The sequence below is a fragment of the Anaerococcus hydrogenalis DSM 7454 genome, from assembly GCF_000173355.1.
GTDB lineage: Bacteria > Bacillota > Clostridia > Tissierellales > Peptoniphilaceae > Anaerococcus > Anaerococcus hydrogenalis.
Genome location: NZ_ABXA01000024.1, coordinates 1 through 19533 on the forward strand (window position 1 = coordinate 1; position 19533 = coordinate 19533).

Annotated in this window: 18 protein-coding genes, 1 pseudogene, 1 riboswitch and 1 other annotated feature; of the genes and pseudogenes, 7 read left to right on the forward strand and 12 right to left on the reverse strand. The window is 28.6% G+C overall.

The features are described 5' to 3' along the window. Positions 1 to 124: 124 nt before the first annotated feature. Together ANHYDRO_RS04270 and ANHYDRO_RS04275 are read right to left on the reverse strand one after the other, a co-directional pair. Complete coding sequence (locus ANHYDRO_RS04270) at positions 125 to 691, reverse strand: helix-turn-helix domain-containing protein (RefSeq protein WP_039914032.1); 567 nt, start codon at positions 689 to 691, stop codon at positions 125 to 127. A 66-nt stretch (positions 692 to 757) separates the two neighbouring features. Beyond that, positions 758 to 1093: an ArsR/SmtB family transcription factor gene (locus ANHYDRO_RS04275; protein ID WP_004813909.1), complete on the reverse strand. Its 336-nt coding sequence runs from the start codon at positions 1091 to 1093 to the stop codon at positions 758 to 760. A gap of 145 nt (positions 1094 to 1238) precedes the next feature. Between ANHYDRO_RS04275 and ANHYDRO_RS04280 the strand changes: the two genes are divergently transcribed. The 3 genes and pseudogenes from ANHYDRO_RS04280 (at position 1239) to ANHYDRO_RS04290 (ending at position 4257) form a co-directional block, all read left to right on the forward strand. Continuing rightward, positions 1239 to 1457, forward strand: a complete 219-nt coding sequence (locus tag ANHYDRO_RS04280; RefSeq protein ID WP_004813912.1) for a hypothetical protein — start codon at positions 1239 to 1241, stop codon at positions 1455 to 1457. 8 nt (positions 1458 to 1465) lie between these two features. Further along, a pseudogene (locus tag ANHYDRO_RS04285) lies at positions 1466 to 3349 on the forward strand (heavy metal translocating P-type ATPase). Positions 3350 to 3591: 242 nt separating this feature from the next. Continuing rightward, positions 3592 to 4257 carry a YjjG family noncanonical pyrimidine nucleotidase gene (locus ANHYDRO_RS04290; protein WP_004813920.1) on the forward strand — a complete coding sequence of 222 codons (666 nt, stop codon included), beginning with the start codon at positions 3592 to 3594 and terminating at the stop codon, positions 4255 to 4257. A gap of 35 nt (positions 4258 to 4292) precedes the next feature. On the opposite strand, the gene thiC is transcribed toward ANHYDRO_RS04290, so the two are convergent. The 9 genes from thiC to ANHYDRO_RS10530 all read right to left on the reverse strand — a co-directional run bounded on the left by thiC (position 4293) and on the right by ANHYDRO_RS10530 (position 14188). Further along, a complete protein-coding gene (gene thiC / locus ANHYDRO_RS04295) occupies positions 4293 to 5588 on the reverse strand; it encodes a phosphomethylpyrimidine synthase ThiC (RefSeq protein ID WP_004813922.1) in 1296 nt (431 codons plus the stop codon). Between the two features lie 239 nt (positions 5589 to 5827). Further along, a complete protein-coding gene (locus tag ANHYDRO_RS04300) occupies positions 5828 to 6784 on the reverse strand; it encodes an L-lactate dehydrogenase (protein ID WP_004813924.1) in 957 nt (318 codons plus the stop codon). Between the two features lie 102 nt (positions 6785 to 6886). After that, entirely contained in the window at positions 6887 to 8299 is a 1413-nt protein-coding gene (locus ANHYDRO_RS04305; protein WP_004813926.1) for an alanine/glycine:cation symporter family protein, read from the reverse strand. A gap of 196 nt (positions 8300 to 8495) precedes the next feature. Next, positions 8496 to 9911, reverse strand: a complete 1416-nt coding sequence (locus tag ANHYDRO_RS04310; RefSeq protein ID WP_004813927.1) for a Na+/H+ antiporter NhaC family protein — start codon at positions 9909 to 9911, stop codon at positions 8496 to 8498. Beyond that, positions 9850 to 10089, reverse strand: a complete 240-nt coding sequence (locus tag ANHYDRO_RS10520) for a hypothetical protein (RefSeq protein ID WP_004813929.1) — start codon at positions 10087 to 10089, stop codon at positions 9850 to 9852. Before ANHYDRO_RS10520 ends, ANHYDRO_RS04310 begins: the two co-directional genes overlap by 62 nt. Before the next feature lie 92 nt (positions 10090 to 10181). After that, positions 10182 to 10351: riboswitch (Lysine riboswitch) on the reverse strand. A 70-nt stretch (positions 10352 to 10421) separates the two neighbouring features. Further along, on the reverse strand, positions 10422 to 11834 hold the full coding sequence (locus ANHYDRO_RS04315; protein WP_004813931.1) for an alanine/glycine:cation symporter family protein: 1413 nt from the start codon (positions 11832 to 11834) through the stop codon (positions 10422 to 10424). A 151-nt stretch (positions 11835 to 11985) separates the two neighbouring features. After that, a complete protein-coding gene (gene brnQ, locus ANHYDRO_RS04320) occupies positions 11986 to 13329 on the reverse strand; it encodes a branched-chain amino acid transport system II carrier protein (protein ID WP_004813932.1) in 1344 nt (447 codons plus the stop codon). 64 nt (positions 13330 to 13393) lie between these two features. After that, positions 13394 to 13622, reverse strand: a binding site (T-box leader). Between the two features lie 103 nt (positions 13623 to 13725). Beyond that, positions 13726 to 14016 carry a GNAT family N-acetyltransferase gene (locus ANHYDRO_RS10525; protein ID WP_244261640.1) on the reverse strand — a complete coding sequence of 97 codons (291 nt, stop codon included), beginning with the start codon at positions 14014 to 14016 and terminating at the stop codon, positions 13726 to 13728. Then, positions 13982 to 14188 (reverse strand): hypothetical protein, encoded by a 207-nt coding sequence (locus tag ANHYDRO_RS10530; RefSeq protein WP_004813938.1) that lies wholly within the window; start codon positions 14186 to 14188, stop codon positions 13982 to 13984. Before ANHYDRO_RS10530 ends, ANHYDRO_RS10525 begins: the two co-directional genes overlap by 35 nt. Before the next feature lie 82 nt (positions 14189 to 14270). On the opposite strand from ANHYDRO_RS10530, the gene ANHYDRO_RS04330 reads away from it, so the two are divergent. Further along, positions 14271 to 15818: an NAD(P)/FAD-dependent oxidoreductase gene (locus ANHYDRO_RS04330; protein ID WP_004813940.1), complete on the forward strand. Its 1548-nt coding sequence runs from the start codon at positions 14271 to 14273 to the stop codon at positions 15816 to 15818. Between the two features lie 35 nt (positions 15819 to 15853). Here the strand turns inward: ANHYDRO_RS04330 and ANHYDRO_RS09975 are convergent, their stop codons facing one another. Then, positions 15854 to 16066, reverse strand: a complete 213-nt coding sequence (locus ANHYDRO_RS09975) for a hypothetical protein (RefSeq protein WP_162010669.1) — start codon at positions 16064 to 16066, stop codon at positions 15854 to 15856. Here ANHYDRO_RS09975 and ANHYDRO_RS04335 point away from each other — a divergent pair. The 3 genes from ANHYDRO_RS04335 (at position 15999) to ANHYDRO_RS10540 (ending at position 19499) form a co-directional block, all read left to right on the forward strand. Beyond that, complete coding sequence (locus ANHYDRO_RS04335; RefSeq protein ID WP_039914036.1) at positions 15999 to 17741, forward strand: ATP-binding cassette domain-containing protein; 1743 nt, start codon at positions 15999 to 16001, stop codon at positions 17739 to 17741. The genes ANHYDRO_RS09975 and ANHYDRO_RS04335 overlap by 68 nt on opposite strands. Continuing rightward, positions 17738 to 18409 carry a hypothetical protein gene (locus ANHYDRO_RS10535; protein ID WP_004813945.1) on the forward strand — a complete coding sequence of 224 codons (672 nt, stop codon included), beginning with the start codon at positions 17738 to 17740 and terminating at the stop codon, positions 18407 to 18409. The genes ANHYDRO_RS04335 and ANHYDRO_RS10535 overlap by 4 nt, the downstream gene beginning before the upstream one ends. A gap of 70 nt (positions 18410 to 18479) precedes the next feature. Continuing rightward, positions 18480 to 19499, forward strand: a complete 1020-nt coding sequence (locus ANHYDRO_RS10540; RefSeq protein ID WP_004813947.1) for an ATP-binding cassette domain-containing protein — start codon at positions 18480 to 18482, stop codon at positions 19497 to 19499. The last annotated feature ends 34 nt before the right edge of the window (positions 19500 to 19533 follow it).

Sequence of the window (19533 nt, forward strand, 5' to 3'; positions counted from 1 at the left end):
ATGATGGTTAAATATCTCAGCTATTTTATTTTCCATATGCTTGTTGCTAATACTAACAACATCAACTTTTTCATTTCAAAATAGTATGTTGACCTTGGCAAATCAATAGCTATTAAAAGATATTTTAGTTTGTAGCCTTTTTCTTTGAGTTCTTTGACGATTGCTGCTTTTTCGCCTTGAGTCGCGCAGCGTAATTCTTTTCTCTCAAGGCGATTTCTTTTTTATTATTTCGTTTTCTGCCTTTTATATATTCATTTTCCGCTCTAAGTCTTATTAATTCTTCTCGTTCAGATTCATCAAGTTTTTTTGGTTTATGGATATTTGTTTTTTTCATAGTTATATTCTTAGGTTTACGACCTTTCTTTTTGTTTACAAGACCATTATATCCATAAATTTTATACTTGTTAACCCATGAATAAAGTTGTCCAGGATTAATACCGACTTCAATCGCTACAGACCCTATTGTATTTCCAGATAATACTTTGCTTACCACTTCTAGCTTATCATCAGTTGTCCACTTGATATTATTTCCATGTTTTAAAATTTCTGGACCATGAAGTTGTTCTAATTTAAACCATTTTCTGATTGTATCATGAAATATTTTTTCTTTAATTCCTTCAGGTATATCTGCCCATTTTCCTTCTCTGTACAACTGTACACATTCTTTTTTAAATTCATAACTATATTTCATAAAAATACCCTCCTTACCGGTTTGTCCAGTAAAGAGGGTACATATCAAATATTTGCACCTATTTTTTTATAAACTTTTCCCTTTTAAAATTACATTAAATAAAAACTCACTTAAATTATTTTCATATGCCTCATAAAACATTTCTTTTCCTTCTCTATTTGATTTAATAAGTCCTGCCATTTTTAAAATTTTTAGATGATGGCTTACAGCTGGAGATGACATATCCATAATAGCTGCAATATTAATGACACACTCTTTTCTGTGACACAAAAGCCAAAAAATTTGAAGTCTTTTTGGATCTCCTAAGTGCTTAAAAGCCTTAGAAATATCTATAGCCTTATTTTCTTCTATTAAAAAATCAATTTTGTTATCGTCTTGGTAATGTTTATGTGGTAGTTTCATTTTTCTCTCCTTTTTTATACTTTACCACAAAAATTTTATTTCAATTAAATATATGCTTAATTGTTGACTTTTTATTTAAATTATTGTATTATGATTTTAGAAACAATTAAATATATGTTTAATCGAAATTTAAAAGGAGAAAATTATGAGAAAAACTTACAAAATTGAAGTAGACTGCCCATCATGTGCTAACAAAATGGAAATAGAAGCACAAAATACCCAAGGAGTTAAAGATTGTAAAATTAATTTTATGATGTTAAAAATGAAGGTAAATTTTGAAGATGGCGTTGATGAGAAAGAAGTAATGGAAAATGTCTTGAAAAATTGCAGAAAAATTGAAAAAGATTGTGAGATATATTTTTAGGTAAGGTTATGAATAAGAAGCAAAAAAAATCATTAACCAAGATTTTTCTTTCTGCCCTAATTTTAATTATTTTACATTTTATTAATTTTAATAAGTATATTGACTTCATCTTGTATATGATTTCTTACCTATTAGTAGGATATGAAGTTTTACTTAATGCTTTTAATGGAATTAAAAATAAACAAGCTTTTGACGAATCACTTCTAATGTCAATTGCAACTATTGGGGCAATAATTCTTGGTATTTATAGTAAAAGTGGAGACTATGTTGAAGCAGTTGCTGTTATGCTTTTTTATCAAATTGGAGAATTTTTCCAATCTTATGCTGTAGGAAAGAGCAGAAAATCTATAGCAGATTTAATGGATATAGCTCCTGATTATGCAAATTTGGAAGATGAAAATGGAAAAATTATTGAAGTAGATCCTGATGAAGTAGAAATTGGATCTATAATTGTTATAAAACCTGGTGAAAAAGTTCCTTTGGATGGAGAAGTTATTGATGGAAGATCTTCTATTGATACTAAAGCCTTAACTGGGGAATCTATTCCTAAAGATGTAGAAAAGGGATCAATGATTTATTCAGGATCTATTAACCTAAATGGTTTGATAAGGGTTAAAACTACAAAGGAATTTGGCGAGTCAACCGTAACAAAGGTTTTGGAATTGATAGAAGATGCATCTGAAAGAAAATCCAAATCAGAAAATTTTATAACAAAATTTGCAAGAATTTATACACCAATTGTTGTATACCTTGCCTTAGCTCTTGCAATTTTACCCCCTCTTATTTCTATTTTAATGGGAAATAGTGGAAATTTTTCAACCTGGATTTATAGGGCCTTAATATTTTTAATAATATCTTGTCCATGTGCCTTAGTAATTTCTGTTCCTCTTTCTTTCTTTGCTGGAATTGGTTCGGCTAGTAGAAATGGTGTTTTAATTAAGGGATCAAATTTTATGGAGGTCTTATCAAATGTAGACCAAGTTATTTTTGATAAAACTGGAACATTAACAAAAGGAACTTTCGAAGTTACAGCTATCCATCCAGAAACCTTGTCAGAAAATGAGCTTTTGCATATAGCAAGCCATGTAGAAAGATATTCGACTCATCCTATAGCTGAATCCTTAAGAAGAGCTTATAAAGACGAAAATGATTCATGTATGGTTGATGATATAAAAGAAGTTGCCGGATGTGGAATTAGCGCAAAAGTTAATGGCGATTTAGTTTATGTTGGAAATTCAAAAATGATGGATAAGTTTGATATAGAATGGAAAAAATGCGAAAAAAAGTGGAACCATTATCCATGTTGCAATAAATAATACTTACCAAGGTCATATAGTAATTTCTGATACTATAAAAGAAAATTCTAAAAAAGCTATTAAAAGTTTAAAAGATAATCATATTAGTAAGACTATAATGCTTACAGGTGATAGTAATGATGTTGGTCAAAATGTTTCAAATATTTTAGGTCTTGACGATTATTATAGTGAACTTTTACCTCAAGATAAGGTAGAAAAATTAGAAGAAATTTTAAATAATAATTCTAACAAAAATAAAAAATTTCCTTTGTAGGAGATGGAATAAATGATGCTCCATCTCTTACAAGAGCTGATGTTGGAATTGCTATGGGAGCTATGGGATCTGATGCAGCAATTGAAGCTGCTGATGTTATATTAATGGATGATGACCCATTAAAGATTTCTACAGCTATAAAAATTTCCAAAAAATGTTTGAAAATTGTAAAAGAAAATATTTATTTTTCTATTGGTGTGAAAATTATAGTCCTAGTTCTTGGTGCTCTAGGTTTTGCATCAATGTGGGCTGCAATTTTTGCAGATGTTGGTGTAACCTTTATTGCAGTTTTAAATGCTATGAGATGTATGTATATAAAATAAATATTTAAATAATGCTGTTGCAATAATTATTTTGCAGCAGCTTTTTTTATAAGATTTGACATAAGTTATTTTAAGACTTATACTTTACAAGATTGTATCAAGGAAATAATTTATATAAACAATTATTTGACAGATGAGTCTCCGAGTAAGACTTTGGTAAGTTTTCAGATCCAATTTTTGGCATGGCTATGCTCTCATATGCTGTCTTTGATTGTAAAAAGAAAGGATTTTAAAATATTAATATGATAAAAGCAATTTTAATAGATATAGATGACACAATTCTAGATTTTAAAAAATCTTCCAAAAAAGCCTTCATTAATACTATAAAAGATTTTAATCTTACATATAAGGATGAATATTTTTCTTATTTTGAACAAATAAACTCTGATCTATGGAGAGATCAAAAGTTAGGAAAAATTAGTATAAAAAATCTTTTTAAAAAAAGATCAGCTATGATGATTGAATATTTAGGATTAGGTGAAGATAATAACTTTTTTACTGAGACTTTTAGTGAAAACCTATCACATCAAGCTATTCTTGTTGATGGCATTGAAGATTTACTGTCCTATTTAAACAATAAATATAAACTATATGCAGCCAGTAATAGCGTCTATAAAAGGCAAGTTAGTAGGCTAAAAAAAGCAAATTTATATAATTTTTTTGATGGAATATTTGTATCAGATACACTTGGTTATGAAAAACCTGATGAAAAATTTTTTGAAAAAATAATAGATCAAATAGATTTTAATAAAAATGAAGTAATTATGATAGGTGATAGTTTAAAATCTGATATAGTAGGAGCAAAAAACGCTCAAATAAAATCCATTTGGTTTAGCGAAAAAGATACTGAAAATAAAATATATAACTATAAGGTTAAAAATTTATCTGAAATTAAAAAAATTTTATAAGACAAAAAAGTGCTAGAGATCTAGCACTTTTACTTTTATAATTTAATATCTTTTCCTTCAAGTATTAAGTTCATATTTCTAGCTGAGCACATTGCCCCACACATGGTACATGTATTCTCCTCTTCTGGATTTGAAGATGCTCTGTATTTTCTACATTTTTCAGGATCAATTGCAAGTTCAAACATTCCTTCCCAATCAAGTTTTTGTCTTCTCTTACTCATTTCAAGATCCCATTTTCTTGCATCTTTTAATTTAGCAATATCACCTGCATGAGCTGCAATTTTTGCTGCAATAATTCCTTCTTTAACATCATCCACATCTGGAAGCTTTAAATGTTCTGCTGGAGTTACATAACAGAGGAAATCTGCTCCGTGGCTTGCTGCAATTGCCCCTCCTATTGCACTTGTAATATGGTCATATCCTGGAGCAATATCACAAACCAAAGGTCCCAAAACATAAAATGGTGCATTGTGGCACAATTTCTTTTCAAGTTTCATGTTCATCTCAATATCATTTATTGGAACATGTCCTGGTCCTTCTATTATTACTTGAACATCTTTCTCCCATGCTCTTTTTGTTAACTCTCCAAGAGTAATTAATTCTGCAATTTGAGCAGGGTCTGTTGCATCGTGAATTCCGCCTGGTCTTAAAGAATCTCCAAGTGATAAGGTAACATCATATTCTCTTAAAATATCTAAAAGTTCATCATAATATTCATAAAATGGATTTTCCTTATCATTCATTTTCATCCAACCAAATAAGAGCGATCCACCACGAGATACAATTTCATTTACCCTTCTATTTCTCATGAAAATTTCAGCATTTGCCCTGTTAATTCCACAGTGAATTGTAACAAAGTCAACTCCATTTTCAGCATGATTTCTAACAACATCTAAAAATTCTTGAGCTTTTATAAAGCTTAATCCCTTATCCAAAAATCCAACAGCATCATACATAGGAACGGTTCCAATCATGGCTGTAGATTTTTCAATTAATCTTTTTCTAAATTCTTGAGTCTTACCATAATTTGATAAATCCATAATTGATTCAGCGCCCATTTTTAGTGCCATATCAACTTTTTGCATTTCAAGATCAAGATCATTTAAGTCTTTTGAAATTCCCAAATTTACATTAATTTTTGTCTTTAATCCAGTTCCGATTCCTTCTGGAGAAATAGAGTTGTGATTTTTATTTCTAGGAATTACTATCTCGCCCTTTGCAATTTTTTCTAAAAGAAATTCTTCACTAACATTTTCTTTTTTGGCAACAATTTTCATCTCTTCAGTTACAAAACCATGTTTTGCAGCTTCCATTTGTGTCTTATATTTCATAAATTAAAAAAACCTCCTAAAATTACTTATAGGAGAATAAATATGCTTCATCCCTTGCAGGCATTATCCTGTCCGGTTTGATGGTCGAAGTCGAACTTCCTCTCAGCACATAGCTCCCATAGATCATTAATTTACATATATCATTATAGTAGAAAATAAAAATTAAGTAAAATAAAGCTTAAATTTTTATAAAAAAATAGAGCCATAATAATATGACCCTATCTATTTATTTAAATAATTTATTCACCCAAAACCTCTTGAGCTAATTTATAATTTTCTTCAAGAGCCTTACATGAACTATCAAACATTTCTTGTTCTTTTTTTGATATATCCATCTCTAAGATTTTTTCACATCCATTTGTTCCAATAACTGTAGGAACTCCTGTATAAAGACCCTTATTATTATATTCTCCATCTAGATAAGCAGATGCCATTATAATTCTTTTTTCATCAAGTAATATTGCTCTAGTAAAATCGACCAAGCAATTTGCAATCCCAAAATGGGTTGCGCCCTTGCCCTTAATAATCTTAAAAGCCTTATCTCTTATTTTCTCAAGAACATCTTCTTTGAATTTTTCTTCATCCCCAACATTTTTTAAAAACTTATCAATAGAAATTCCTTTTATTCTTGCATTTGACCAAAGGGCAACTGAAGAATTTCCATGCTCTCCCAAAACATAGGCCTCAACATCTTTTGGATTACAAGAAACTTCTTGAGCTAAGTATTGGATAAATCTTGCAGTATCTAAATTTGTTCCACTTCCTACAATTTTATTATGATCAAGACCAGAAACTTCTTGAACAACTTTAGAAATTACATCAACAGGATTTGTAGCAAGTAAAATAATGCCATCATATCCATTTTCCATAACTTTTGGAATTGTATCCAAAACCATTCTTGTAGCAATTTTTATATCATCGAGCCTATTTGTAAGATTTTTTTGACTATTTCCATAACATAAAACAACTAAATCTGCATCTTTACAATCTTTATAAGATCCTTCTTTAACCAAAGTAGGGCATTCAGTTTTACAACTTGCATCCATCAAATCATTTACATCAGCTATTGACTTATCTTCATCTATATCAATAATTGAAAGTTTAGTTGCAAGGCCTGAATTTACCAAGGCATAAGCATAGGATGACCCTACAAATCCACTACCAATTAAAACAACATTTCTACCTAACTTATTCATAAATACCTCCTAAATACATAATTATATTATACTTTTATTTTGTAAAATTTTTAAATTTTTTCAAATAAAAAACTGTTGCGAAATTTTGCAACAGTTCTTATCTTATATATCAAAATTATTATATTCACCTTGGTCTGTGTAAAGAGAATTATTTGTTTTATCCCACACCGGTTTTTTTCCTTTTTGTTTTTGACTTTCATAATCATCAAGTACAACTTTTACAGATTTAAATAAAAACAATAGAGTTATTACATTTATAAATACCAATATACCAACAAATACATCTATCAATCCCCAAACTACATCAAGGGACATTTTTGTTGATACTATAAACATAACAGCTGCAAAAATTCTATAAATCCAAAGAGGAATTTTAAATTTATCTTTAAAAATATGAATAATATTTGCCTCTCCATAAAAAAGATCTGCGATTAAAGTTGTAAATCCGAAAAATGCCATGGCTAGTGCGACAACCCACCTTCCAATTAAACCAATTTCATATGAGAAGGCATCTTGAACAAGATTAATTCCATCAGATCCATTTCCCAAAACTCCAGTCAATAAAATTGCAAAAGCTGTAAGAGTACAAATTATACAAGTTGTAACAAATGTACCAAACATTCCCAAAAATCCTTGTTCGGCTGGATGATCAACGTCTGCTGATGAGTGCATAATTCCTGCTATACCATTACCAGCATCATTTGAAAATAGTCCTCTTGCGACACCATTTCTAAAAGCATCCATTACACTATGACCAATTATTCCACCGACTGCTGCTTGTGGGCTAAAAGCTGATTTAAAGATCAAAGCAAAAACTGCAGGGATTTTTGTAATATTTGTTATTATAATTATAAAAACAATGAGAACATAAAATGCTGCCATAATTGGAACTAAAAATCCTGTAACTTTAGTAAGTCTTTTTACTCCACCAATTGTTATAATTCCAGCTAAAATTGTAACTACTACTCCAACAATTATAGGATTAAATTCTATTACCCCTTGAAAACCCTTGGCGATAGAATTTGTTTGCATAAAGGCTATACAAAGTCCAACTCCAATTATATATAAAAATGCCGTAATAATTCCTAAAACTTTTTTGCCTAAACCATTTCTAATATAATATGCTGGACCTCCCCTATAGGTTCCGTCTGACAATTTAACCCTGTAAACCTGTCCTAAAACTGTCTCAGCAAAAGTAATTACCATTCCTAAAATTGAAGTAACCCACATCCAAAAAATTGCACCTGGTCCACCAGCAACAAGAGCTGATGCTACTCCTACTAAAGATCCGGTTCCAACTTGACCACCAACGGCAGCTGCCAAAGCGCCGAATCCTGAAACATTATCATCACTTTTTAAATTCTTTTTTAAAACATCTTTTATATCTTTCGCATATCTTATTTGAGGAAAACCTAATCTTATGGTATAGAAAAGTCCTACCCCCAATAAAACATAACCTATTATATTGCTCCATAAAAAATCAGCAATATTAATTATGTTATCTAATAAAAACATAAATCCTCTCTTTCTTACAAATGTGTATTTTTGTGTCTTTACATCACTTTTTAAATGACAATTATAGATTATACTCGTGTTTTTAAAAAAGTAAACTTTTTTAGTTAATTTTTTATCATTAAAATATAAGAATAAAAAAAAGAAAGCAAAATGTTTTCTTTTAAATATTTTAATATAAACACATGCTTTCTTTCTTTTATTTATTTTTATTTTTTAATATTATCATAAATATGAAAATCACAATCACGCCAAAAATTAATGGTATAAGAGCAGACTTGGTTAAACCTGCAATTATAAATGAAAATGTTGAAATAATTGCAACTGTAATTCCATATGGAAGCTGGGTTCTTACATGGTCAACATGGACACAACCTGCTCCTGCTGATGACATTATAGTTGTATCAGAAATTGGTGAGATATGATCACCACAAACAGCTCCTGAAAGACAAGCTGAAATTCCGATAAAAAATATTGGATCTGTTGGTGCAAACATAGATGCTACTATAGGAATTAAAATTCCAAATGTTCCCCAACTTGTACCTGTAGCAAAGGCCAATAATATTGCCACAACAAAAATAACTGCTGGCAAAAATGTATTTAGACCACTAGCTGCATTTTTCATAAAGTTTCCAACAAATTCTGTTGAACCCAGTAAATCATTTGAAATATTTTTAAGGCTAGTTGCCATTGTTAAAATCAAAATAGCAGGGACCATTGATTGAAAACCTTCAGGTATAGCTTCCATTGATTTTTCAAAAGAAATTACTCCACGTCCTACAAAATAAATAATTGTAATAATCAAAGTTACAATCGCCCCCATAGGAAGAGCTACAGTTGAGTCTGTATTGGCAAAAGAATTTACGAAATCCATATAAAATTCACTAGACTTATCAAAAAAACCACCCACATGAATAAGACAAACCACAGAACTTATTATTAGAACCAAAATTGGTAAGACCAAGTCCCTAACTTTTCCATCAGGATGACCATCCTCTGCACTTACCTTTGCCTTTGCAATATTTCCCAAATCTCCATGTTTAATCGCCTTATTTTCAAATTCTTTCATTGGACCATAATCATTTCCAAACAAAATAAGAGAAACAACAAAAAACAAAGTCAAAAGTGAATAAAAATTATAAGGGATAGCTCTTATAAATAATTCTATACCAGAAAGACCGGTTCCTTGGGCATAGCCTGAAACTGCAGCTGCCCATGAAGAAATTGGTGCTATCATACAAATTGGTGCAGCAGTTGCATCTATTAGATAGGCAAGCTTTGCTCTAGAAATTTTATGAGAATCTGTAATTGGTTTCATCACAGATCCTGATGTTAGACAATTAAAGTAATCATCAATAAAAAGCATCAAGCACAAGCAATATGTTGCAAGTTGTGATCCCTTTCTTGATTTTATCCTTTTATCTGCCCACTCACCAAAGGCCTTTGATCCTCCAGAATGATTTATCAAAACTACCATGATTCCCAAAACTATTAGAAATATAAAAATTCCTGAAGTTTGAGAAATTGAATTTGTAAGACCTTTTACAACAATATTATCTAAAACTTTTGCAAAAGATCTTTTTGAAGCAAGTATAGCCCCTATTATAATTCCCAAAAAAAAGTGAAGAATATACTTCCTTTGTAATAAGTGCCATTACTATAGCAACTACAGGTGGAAGCAGGGCCCATAAGCTTGCATATGTTTCAACACCACTTTCTACAATAAATATTGAAACTAATATAGGTATTAAAGAAATCACCAAAGCAAGTGGTAATTTTCTTTTTTCTTTCATTATAAAACTCCTCTCAAATTATTTTACAAAAAAAAGTCATGACCTATGCCATGACTTAAATATTAAATTATATAAAATATATAATAATTATAAACCACGACAGCTCTCCATTAAAAATGGCAGTACGACAGATATTCTCCAATCGTCCCGGTAACCTTAAATCTCGGGCAGATTTAAAATCCCTCGGTAGATCACCCTTTCAAATATTTCCAATTCCCGAAAAAAATATTTTACTAATGTTCTCTGCACCTCTATCACGCTTTTCAGTTGCAATGAAAATTCTAACATTACTGTGGTTTTTTGTCAAATTATATATTTTTTAAATATTTTTATTAAGACCAATAATCAAGATTTTCCTTTATACCTATATCTTTTGCTTTAAAAATAGGATTTTTTCCTTCACGCTTTTGTTTTTCGTAATCTTTTAAACAATCTAAAGCTTTTTTAGATAAAATTAAAATTGAAGGTAAGTTTATTAAAGCCATTATTCCCATTAATAAATCTGAAATATCCCAAGCAACTTTTACCTCACTCATAGCTCCAAGAAGAATAACTACTACTGCAAATATCCTAAATACCAACATAAATCTTTTTGATGGAGTTTTTTTATGAATGTATGATAGGTTACTATCAGCGTAAAATAAATTTCCAATTAAAGTTGTAAAGGTAAATAAGGCAAGTGAAAATGAAATAAAATAATTTCCAAATCCACCCAAAAATGTCGATAAACTTTCTTGTACATAAGGAGCTCCACTTAGGGCTTCACTAGGTTCTATACCTGAAGATAAACACATAAATGCTGTTGCTGTACAAATTAATAGAGTATCAATAAATACTGATAGCATTTGAACCAAACCTTGCTTTACTGGGTGAGATATATTTGCACTTGCAGCTGCATTTGGAGCAGATCCAATACCAGCTTCATTTGAATATAAACCTCTTTTAATTCCATACATCATTGATGATGAGGCAAGTCCCGCAAATATTGCTCTGAAGTTAAAAGCATCTTCAAAAATATTTACGAAAACTGTAGGTATATATTTTATATTTATAACAATCATAACAAGAGCAACTAAAATATAAATTACTCCCATGAAAGGAACAATTGTTGATGTGAATTTTATTATCCTATCTCCTCCACCAAATACACAAATTGCTGTAATTATTGCAAGAATTAATCCAATAATAAAAGGAGTTCTTTTAGGATCATAAAAACTATAAGTCATAAAAGATGTTTGTAGGTTAAAAGATGCAAGCATATTAAATCCAACTGCATAAGTTAAAATTAAACTTATGGCAAAAACAATACCAAGCTTTCTAGATTTTAAACCTTGTTCTATATAATATGCTGGTCCACCATATGATTTATTATTTTCATCTCTTTTTTTATAAATTTGGGCAAGGGTTGATTCTATAAAGGCACTTGCTCCTCCAATTAATGCTACAATCCACATCCAAAAGACTGAACCATATCCTCCAAGACAAATTGCTGTAGATATTCCTACAATATTTCCAGAACCAACCCTTGAAGCTGTTGAAACCATCAAAGCTTGAAAGGATGAAACCGCTCCATCTTCATGAGGTTTTTCCATAACAACATTGATAGATTCCTTTAATAGTCTTATTTGTAAAAAGTTAGTTCTAAATGTGAAATAAATTCCTATTGCTAAAAGTAAGATTATTAAAATTGGGTAATATAAAACTTCATTAATTGGTCCTAAAAAATCACTTATTTTTTCTAACATAAACACTCCTTTGATTTAGTACAATAATACTAAGTTGTATTAAAGTTTGATAATTTAGTAAAATTATATCATAAATATTTTTTTTAGTAAATTTTCTTTAGTATTTACACAAAAAAATAATCGAGTTTATTCTCGATTATTTTTAAAAATATTAATATCTTTCTTGAACTTTTTCACTTTCTTTAAATGTACCTAATAATTTGAATACTGCTGTTACTATTACTAAAACAAAAAATGTTGGTAGTAACCATGATAATCCTTCCTTATATAAAGGTAGAGATTCAACCAATCTTGTAAGAAATCCTAAACTTATCCCAAAAGATTTGTTTAAAACTTCTACTAAAGGAAGAAATACAGAAACAACGGCAGCAAACATATAAGATTCTTTTGAATAATTTACAAAATCATGGCTTATACCCATCACTATTAAAACTAAGGCAACTGGATATATCACTGTTAGTAATGGCACTGAAAATTCTAACAATCTATTAAGTCCAAAGTTTGCCATTAAAAATGAGAATAAAGTCCAAACTAAAACCCATTTTCTATAAGATAATTTGTGATTAAATAAGCTTTCAAAATATTCTCCACCACTTGTTATAAGTCCAACACAGGTTGTAAGACAAGCAAGGGTAAATATTGCTGCAAGTAAAACTATTCCAAAATTTCCAAATACACTTTTTACAGCATATGTTAATATTACTGCCCCATTTTCAGCACCAGCAAGTTTTGATGATCCTATCATTCCAACACTTGCAAGCATAGCATAAACTAAAAATAAAACTGCTCCTGCAACAAATCCTGCCTTTATTGTATAATTTGTAACTTCATTTTTATCTTTTATTCCAAATCTTTTTATTGCTTGGGCTATAACAAAACCAAAATTTAATGCTGCTACAGCATCCATTGTGTTATAACCTTCTAAAAATCCCTTAACTACAGGAGAATTATTATATTCTCCTGTAGGAGCTGCTATGTTTTTATCCATTGTCATTACTCTTAAAAACATGAACACTATCATAAGTAAAAGAGAAGGTGTTAAATATTTTCCAACCCTTTTAACTAGTTTATTAGGTTTTAAACAAATAACCAATGCTAAGCTAAAAAATACTAAGGTATATAAAAATCTTGCTAGATTCATATTAAAACCTTCTGGTACATAAGGAGCTATTGCCATTTCAAAGGGAACAGATCCTGCTCTTGGTATACCAAGTCCTGGTCCTATTGATAAATATATTGCTGTTGTAAATACTACAGAAAATAAAGGAGAAACCCTATTTGAAAGATTAGTCAAACCTTCAGTTTTTCCTACAACTATAGCTCCCATTACCGGAAATAAAACAGCAGTAACGCAAAATGCTAATAAAGAAATAAATGTGAAAGTTCCTGCTTGGTTACCTAAAAGTGGAGGGAAAATTAAGTTTCCAGCTCCAAAAAACAAACCAAATAGCATTACACTAACTTGTAAAAATTGACTTCTTGATAATTTTTTCATTCTATCCTCCAAAAAATTTATTACAATATTTATTCATTAAAAAAGTCCCTTGTCTAAAAATTAGACAAAGGACGAAAATTCCGCGTTACCACCTTTATTCTTATATAAATATAAGCTCTTCAAGCATCAAACAATGCCGGGTTTTGATAACGCCAACCATGGCGACACATCTTACTATAATTCAGACATGCAAAAGAAAAATGATTTTCGAACTTATTTCAAAGGATGGATCTCACCAAACTCCAACTCTCTGTGCTTTTCCACAAGCCTACTCTTTTTTTCGTAATTTTTATAAATAAATTATTGTTATGATTATTATAAGACCTGTTTTTAATATTGTCAAATATTTTTTTATAAATTATCATTTTTTTAAATAAAAATTGTTTAATTGCCTTGTCAAACAATACTTTTCACATAAATTTGGCAAGGATTATCTTTCGACCAAATCTCATCAATTACTTCAAATTTTCTAAATCCCAAAGCTTGATAAAATTTATTTGTTTTATCATAACCATAATCTATTCCTTCTTTTAAAGTTTTTACTTGAACAAATTCATATTCATAATTTTTTAAAATTTCAATAGACTCTTTAAATAAATTTCTTCCTATATGATTTCTATGATATTTTTTTAAAACACCCATTACAAATATTTCAATCGTATATACTGATGTTTTTTTTATATACAATAAATGCAATATTTTTACCATTTTTACTTGCTTTGAAAAAAATATAATCTTTAGATTTTTCTACATAATTTTTTACGGCAGCCTCATCTTCAAACCATGGTTTTAAATCATTTAATATGTAAGACGAGATACTTTCTTTTTCTAATTTATTTTCAACTAACTCTACTTTCATAATTTCTCCCTTATTTATTATATAATATTTTAAATTTATTTAATATAAAAAATCTGTTAAAATTAGTAAGAAAGGATGTTTTATGTATATAGTTAGAAATATTAAAATTCCATATGAATTGGATAACAATGAAAATTTAAAAAAAGCTATTGAAGAAAAAATAAAAAGAAAAATTGATACTTTTAAAATTTATAAAAAATCAATTGATGCAAGACGTGGTATATTTTATGTTTACCAAGTTTTGGTCGACTGCGATATTGATAAAAAAACTAGTAAAAAATTAAAAAATGATATTGGTGAATTTGTTGAAGATGATTTAGATTTATCAAATAAAAATAAAATAAATTCTGCTGTAATTGTAGGTTCTGGACCAGCTGGGCTTTTTTGTGCCTATGCACTTTGTAAAAATGGTGTTAAAGTTACTCTTATTGAAAGAGGAGAAAAAATTGAAGACAGGGTAAAAACTATAGACAATTTTATTAAAAATTTAAAATTAAATCCAGAATCAAATATTCAATTTGGTGAAGGAGGAGCTGGAACTTTTTCTGATGGAAAATTAACCTCAAGGTCAAAGGATAAAAGATCTAGGGAAGTTTTTAGAATATTGGTTGAAAACGGCGCTCCTGAAGATATTTTATACACCCAAATGCCTCATGTAGGAACAGATCTTTTAAGAAAAGTTATTATTAATATAAGAAAAAAAATTATTAAAATGGGCGGATCTTTTCATTTCAATGAAATTTTTAAGGATTTAAATATTGAAAATGGAGAGATAAAATCTCTTATTACAAATAAAAGTGAATACCAAGCAGATGAATACATACTCGCCTTGGGAAATTCTTCTCGTGATACTTTTATAATGCTTGATAAGTATATAGATATTAGTCAAAAGAATTTTGCAGTTGGTTTTAGGATTGAGCACTTGCAAAAAGATATTAATTTTAGCCAATATAAAATAAATGACGATAGACTTCCACAAGCTTCCTATGCCCTTAAGTATTTTGATAGAAGTAAAAATATTTCTGTTTATACTTTCTGTATGTGTCCAGGAGGCTATGTTGTTCCTGCATCAAGTGAAGAAAATAGGCTTTGTGTAAATGGTATGAGTTATCATGATAGGGGAAATTATAATTCAAATTCTGCTGTAGTTTGTGCTATTGATTCTGAAATTTTGGGTCATGATAATCTTGCTGGTATAAAATTTCAAAGAGAAATAGAAGAGAAAGCATACAAGCTTGGTGGAGGAAATTATACAGCTCCTGTTCAAAAAGTTGGTGATTATATAAATGGTGAAGTTTCAAAAGATTTGGGTAATATTAAGCCAACTTACAAACCAGGCTATAAATTTGCTGATTTAAATGAGATTTATCCAGAAAAAATCAACGAATCCATAAAACTTGCCATAATTGATTTTTCAAAAAAAATTAAGGCTTTTTCTCATGATGATGCAATTTTAACTGGAGTTGAAACAAGAACTTCTTGCCCAATTAGAATTGAAAGAAATAAAAATTATTCTACATTAAAATTTAAAAATTTAAGACCGATTGGTGAAGGAGCAGGATACGCCGGTGGAATAATATCCTCAGCTCTTGATGGTTTAAAATGTGCTATTGAAATATTAGAAAATTAAGATGGTTCTTACCATCTTTTTTTGACTTCATTGAATTAAATTGCTAATATTAAATTAGCTTTAAAGAAAGGAGAAGAAAAATGAACAATAATATTAATAATAAAGAGGAAATTTGTAACTTGTAAGTGAGGAAAAGCTCCTTGACTTACTACAACAAGGAGGATGCCGTTTAGGCTTTTTATGAAAGAATTAAAATATATTTTTAGATCAATGGCTAAGTATGAGCCAAGCATGTATTTATTAATCATACTTTACTCCATATTTATAGGATTAAAACCATTTATATGGATTATTTCGCCTGCCTACATATTGAAAAATTATCAAAATGGACTTGATTTTATGTTAGGCTTTTTCATTTTATTATTAGTCCTATCAACGATTATAAGTTTTTTTGAATCTTATATCATGGGTAATTACCGTATGAAAATGAATAATATTAGATATAAATATATGAATATGGTAACAAAATACGCCCTCTACCTTCCCTATGAAGAAAAAACGAAAAAATCTGAATCCGAAAAAATAAATAGTGCAAATAAGGCTGTAGACAGTCCATTTTTAGGAGCAGGTGCTGTAATGATGACTTTGCCAGAATTTTTAGCATCCCTAACTTCTATCGCAGGATTTTTGTGGATTTTTTTAAAAATTGGTGGAATAATTTTATCTTTGATAATTACTTTGACAATAATTTCAACTTATATTGCAAATAAAATTCCTAGAGAATTTTCTAAATTTTGGAATGATCAAAACGAAAACTACAATAAATTTACAAAATTAAACAATGAGCTAAGGTCTCCTTTATCAAAACAAGATATACTTATTTTTGATTTTATAAATGTCTTTAAAAGTTTTTACAAAAAGACCAACCATGATAGGATAGCATACCTAGTTAGAACAGATAAAAAAACATTTAAAATTTATAGCCTTGTAAGACTTATAAATTTTATTAGAGATGCTCTTATTATGTATTGGCTTATTTCAAATCTTATGAGTGAAAAGCTTGACATTGGCGATTTTTATGTTTATTTTACAGCAATTTTAGCCTTTGTAAATTTTAACAATTTGTTTATGTGGATTTTTAATGATTTTTTTGATAATCTTACAAGATTTAAACCGTTTTTTAAAATTATAAACCCTTATCAAAAATCTTTTGAAAATAAGGATTTACCAAAAAATTTAAAAATCGATTTAGTAAATTTATCATTTAAATATCCAAACTCTGATAAATATGTCCTAAAAAATATAAATCTAACCATAAACAATAATGAATCAATAGCCTTAGTAGGAGAAAATGGGGCTGGAAAATCTACTCTCGCTCTTATTCTTGCAGGTTTTTATAAGTCTTATGAAGGGGAAATTTTTATTAATGGTAAAAATTTTAAAAATCTGAATTATGATTATAATAAATTAGTTTCAGCTGTATTCCAAGATTCTCAAATTTTTCCATTTTCTATTAAAGAAAATATTTTGTTAAATGATTCTAATAAAAATCTAGAAAAAACTTATGAGCTTACTCATTTGAATAAAATTATAGAATCTTATTACAAAAAAGATAAGCAAACTTTGCTTAGAATTTTAGATGATGATGGTGTTGATCTTTCTGGTGGACAAAAGCAAAAATTATATTTGGCAAGAAGTATTGAAAAAAATTCTTCAAAACTTTTAATTTTAGACGAACCAACTGCCCAACTTGACGCTCTTGCAGAAAGAGAATTATATAGCTTGTATAATGATTTAACCAAGAACAAATCTTCAATTTTTATATCTCATCGTCTAGCATCAACAAAATTTTGCAATAGAATAGTCTATCTAAAAGATGGGAAAATAAAATCTACAGGAAGTCATGAAGAACTTATGATAAGCGATTATGATTACAAAGATTTGTACAATCTTCAAGCAAAAAATTATAAGGAGAAAGTATGAAAAATATTTTAAAATTATTAAAAAAAATAAATGAAATACACAAAAATTTCATTAAAAAATTTGTAATATTTTCCCTTCTTATGGGAATACTTCCTGTTTTTTCTATAATTGCACCAAAATTAATAATTGATGAAATATATGGACAAAAAAGATTAAAAATAATTTTTATAATCGCTTTTCTAGTTTTAATTTTCGATTTAATTAGGGGACTAATCAACAGATTAAATGCAAACTTACTCACAGAATCTTTTGAATCCTTTTTTGATGTTTATACCTTTAAATTAAGTGAAAAGGCTATTAAGCTTCCAGTAGAAAAATCGGATAGTAAAACAGTTCAAGATGAAATGGAAAAAGCCCATTATGCTATTTTCGAAATTTTTAAAATATATGATTTATTTGCAATAACAATAAACTCAACAATTACAGGTATTTTTTCTTTAATAGTTCTTATGAACTTGTCTGTATTTGTTGTACTTGTAGTACTTATTTTAATACTTTTAAATAAAAAAATTGTAGAGCTAATTAAGAAAAATGAATTAGATTATCAAAAAAATGATATACCTGATTTAAGAGCTTATAGATTTTTTGTAAATTTTTCTCAAGACCATAGATATTTTAAAGATATAAAAATTTATAATGGAGAAGATTTTATTTTAAAAAAAATCTGAAATTTTTCATCAAAAATTAGTCAAAAATTCCAGCGCATATTATACAAAAAATGGAATTTATGTTGGGCTTATGAATGTATTTTCTAATTTTTCTATACTTGGATCTTTGTTTTTTCTTGTAGTTAAGCTTATAGAAAAAGTCATAAGCCTCGCTGATTTTACTTTATATTTCAACTCATTAATAAGCTTAATCAACGCAAGTAAGGAAATACAAAAAAACTATGCCCAAGTAATTGCCTTTAATGCTCAACTTCAAAGCTTATTTGATTTTTTAAATCAAAAAGAAGAAAATTTTGATGTAGGTAAAATTAAAAAAATAGACACAGAAAAAATCACTATTAAATTTGATAATGTTAGCTTTAAATATCCAAAATCAAATGAAAATATTTTGGAAAATTGCTCTTTTGAAATTAGAAATGGAGAAACCGTAGCTCTTGTGGGGAAAAATGGTGCTGGAAAATCTACAATTGTAAAACTCTTGTGTAAATTTTATAAGCCTACAAGCGGAAATATTTATATAAATGGGGTTAATATAAATGATATTGATACAAAAACATATTACAAAATCCTCTCCCCAACTTTTCAAGATTTTAGATTATTTCCTTTTAGAATTTCTGAAAATATTTCAGCAAATTTGTTGGGTGAGATTACAAATTATCAAAGAGAAAAAATGGATGAATCTTTTTATCTTTTAAATTTGAAATCTTGGATAGACAAGCTAGTAAATAAAGAAGACACATTCTTAACTTTCCTTTTTTCAAAAAATTCTGTCGAACCTTCTGGTGGAATTGGACAAAAACTTGCCCTATCAAGATCAATGGTCCATGAAGGAAAATTTTTTATAATGGATGAGCCAACAAGTGCTCTTGATCCTAGAAGTGAACAAGAAATTTTTGAAAAAATGCTAGATATTTCAAAAGGACAAACTTCTCTTTTTATTTCTCACAGACTCTCTTCTACAAAATACGCTGATAGGATTATTGTTTGTGATAATAAAAAAATTACAGAAAATGGGGATCATGAAAAGCTGATGAAAGATGATGGACTTTATAAAAAAATGTATTTAAGCCAAGCAAAACTTTATGAATAATTATATAATTTTTTATTTATATGCTGATTAGTGA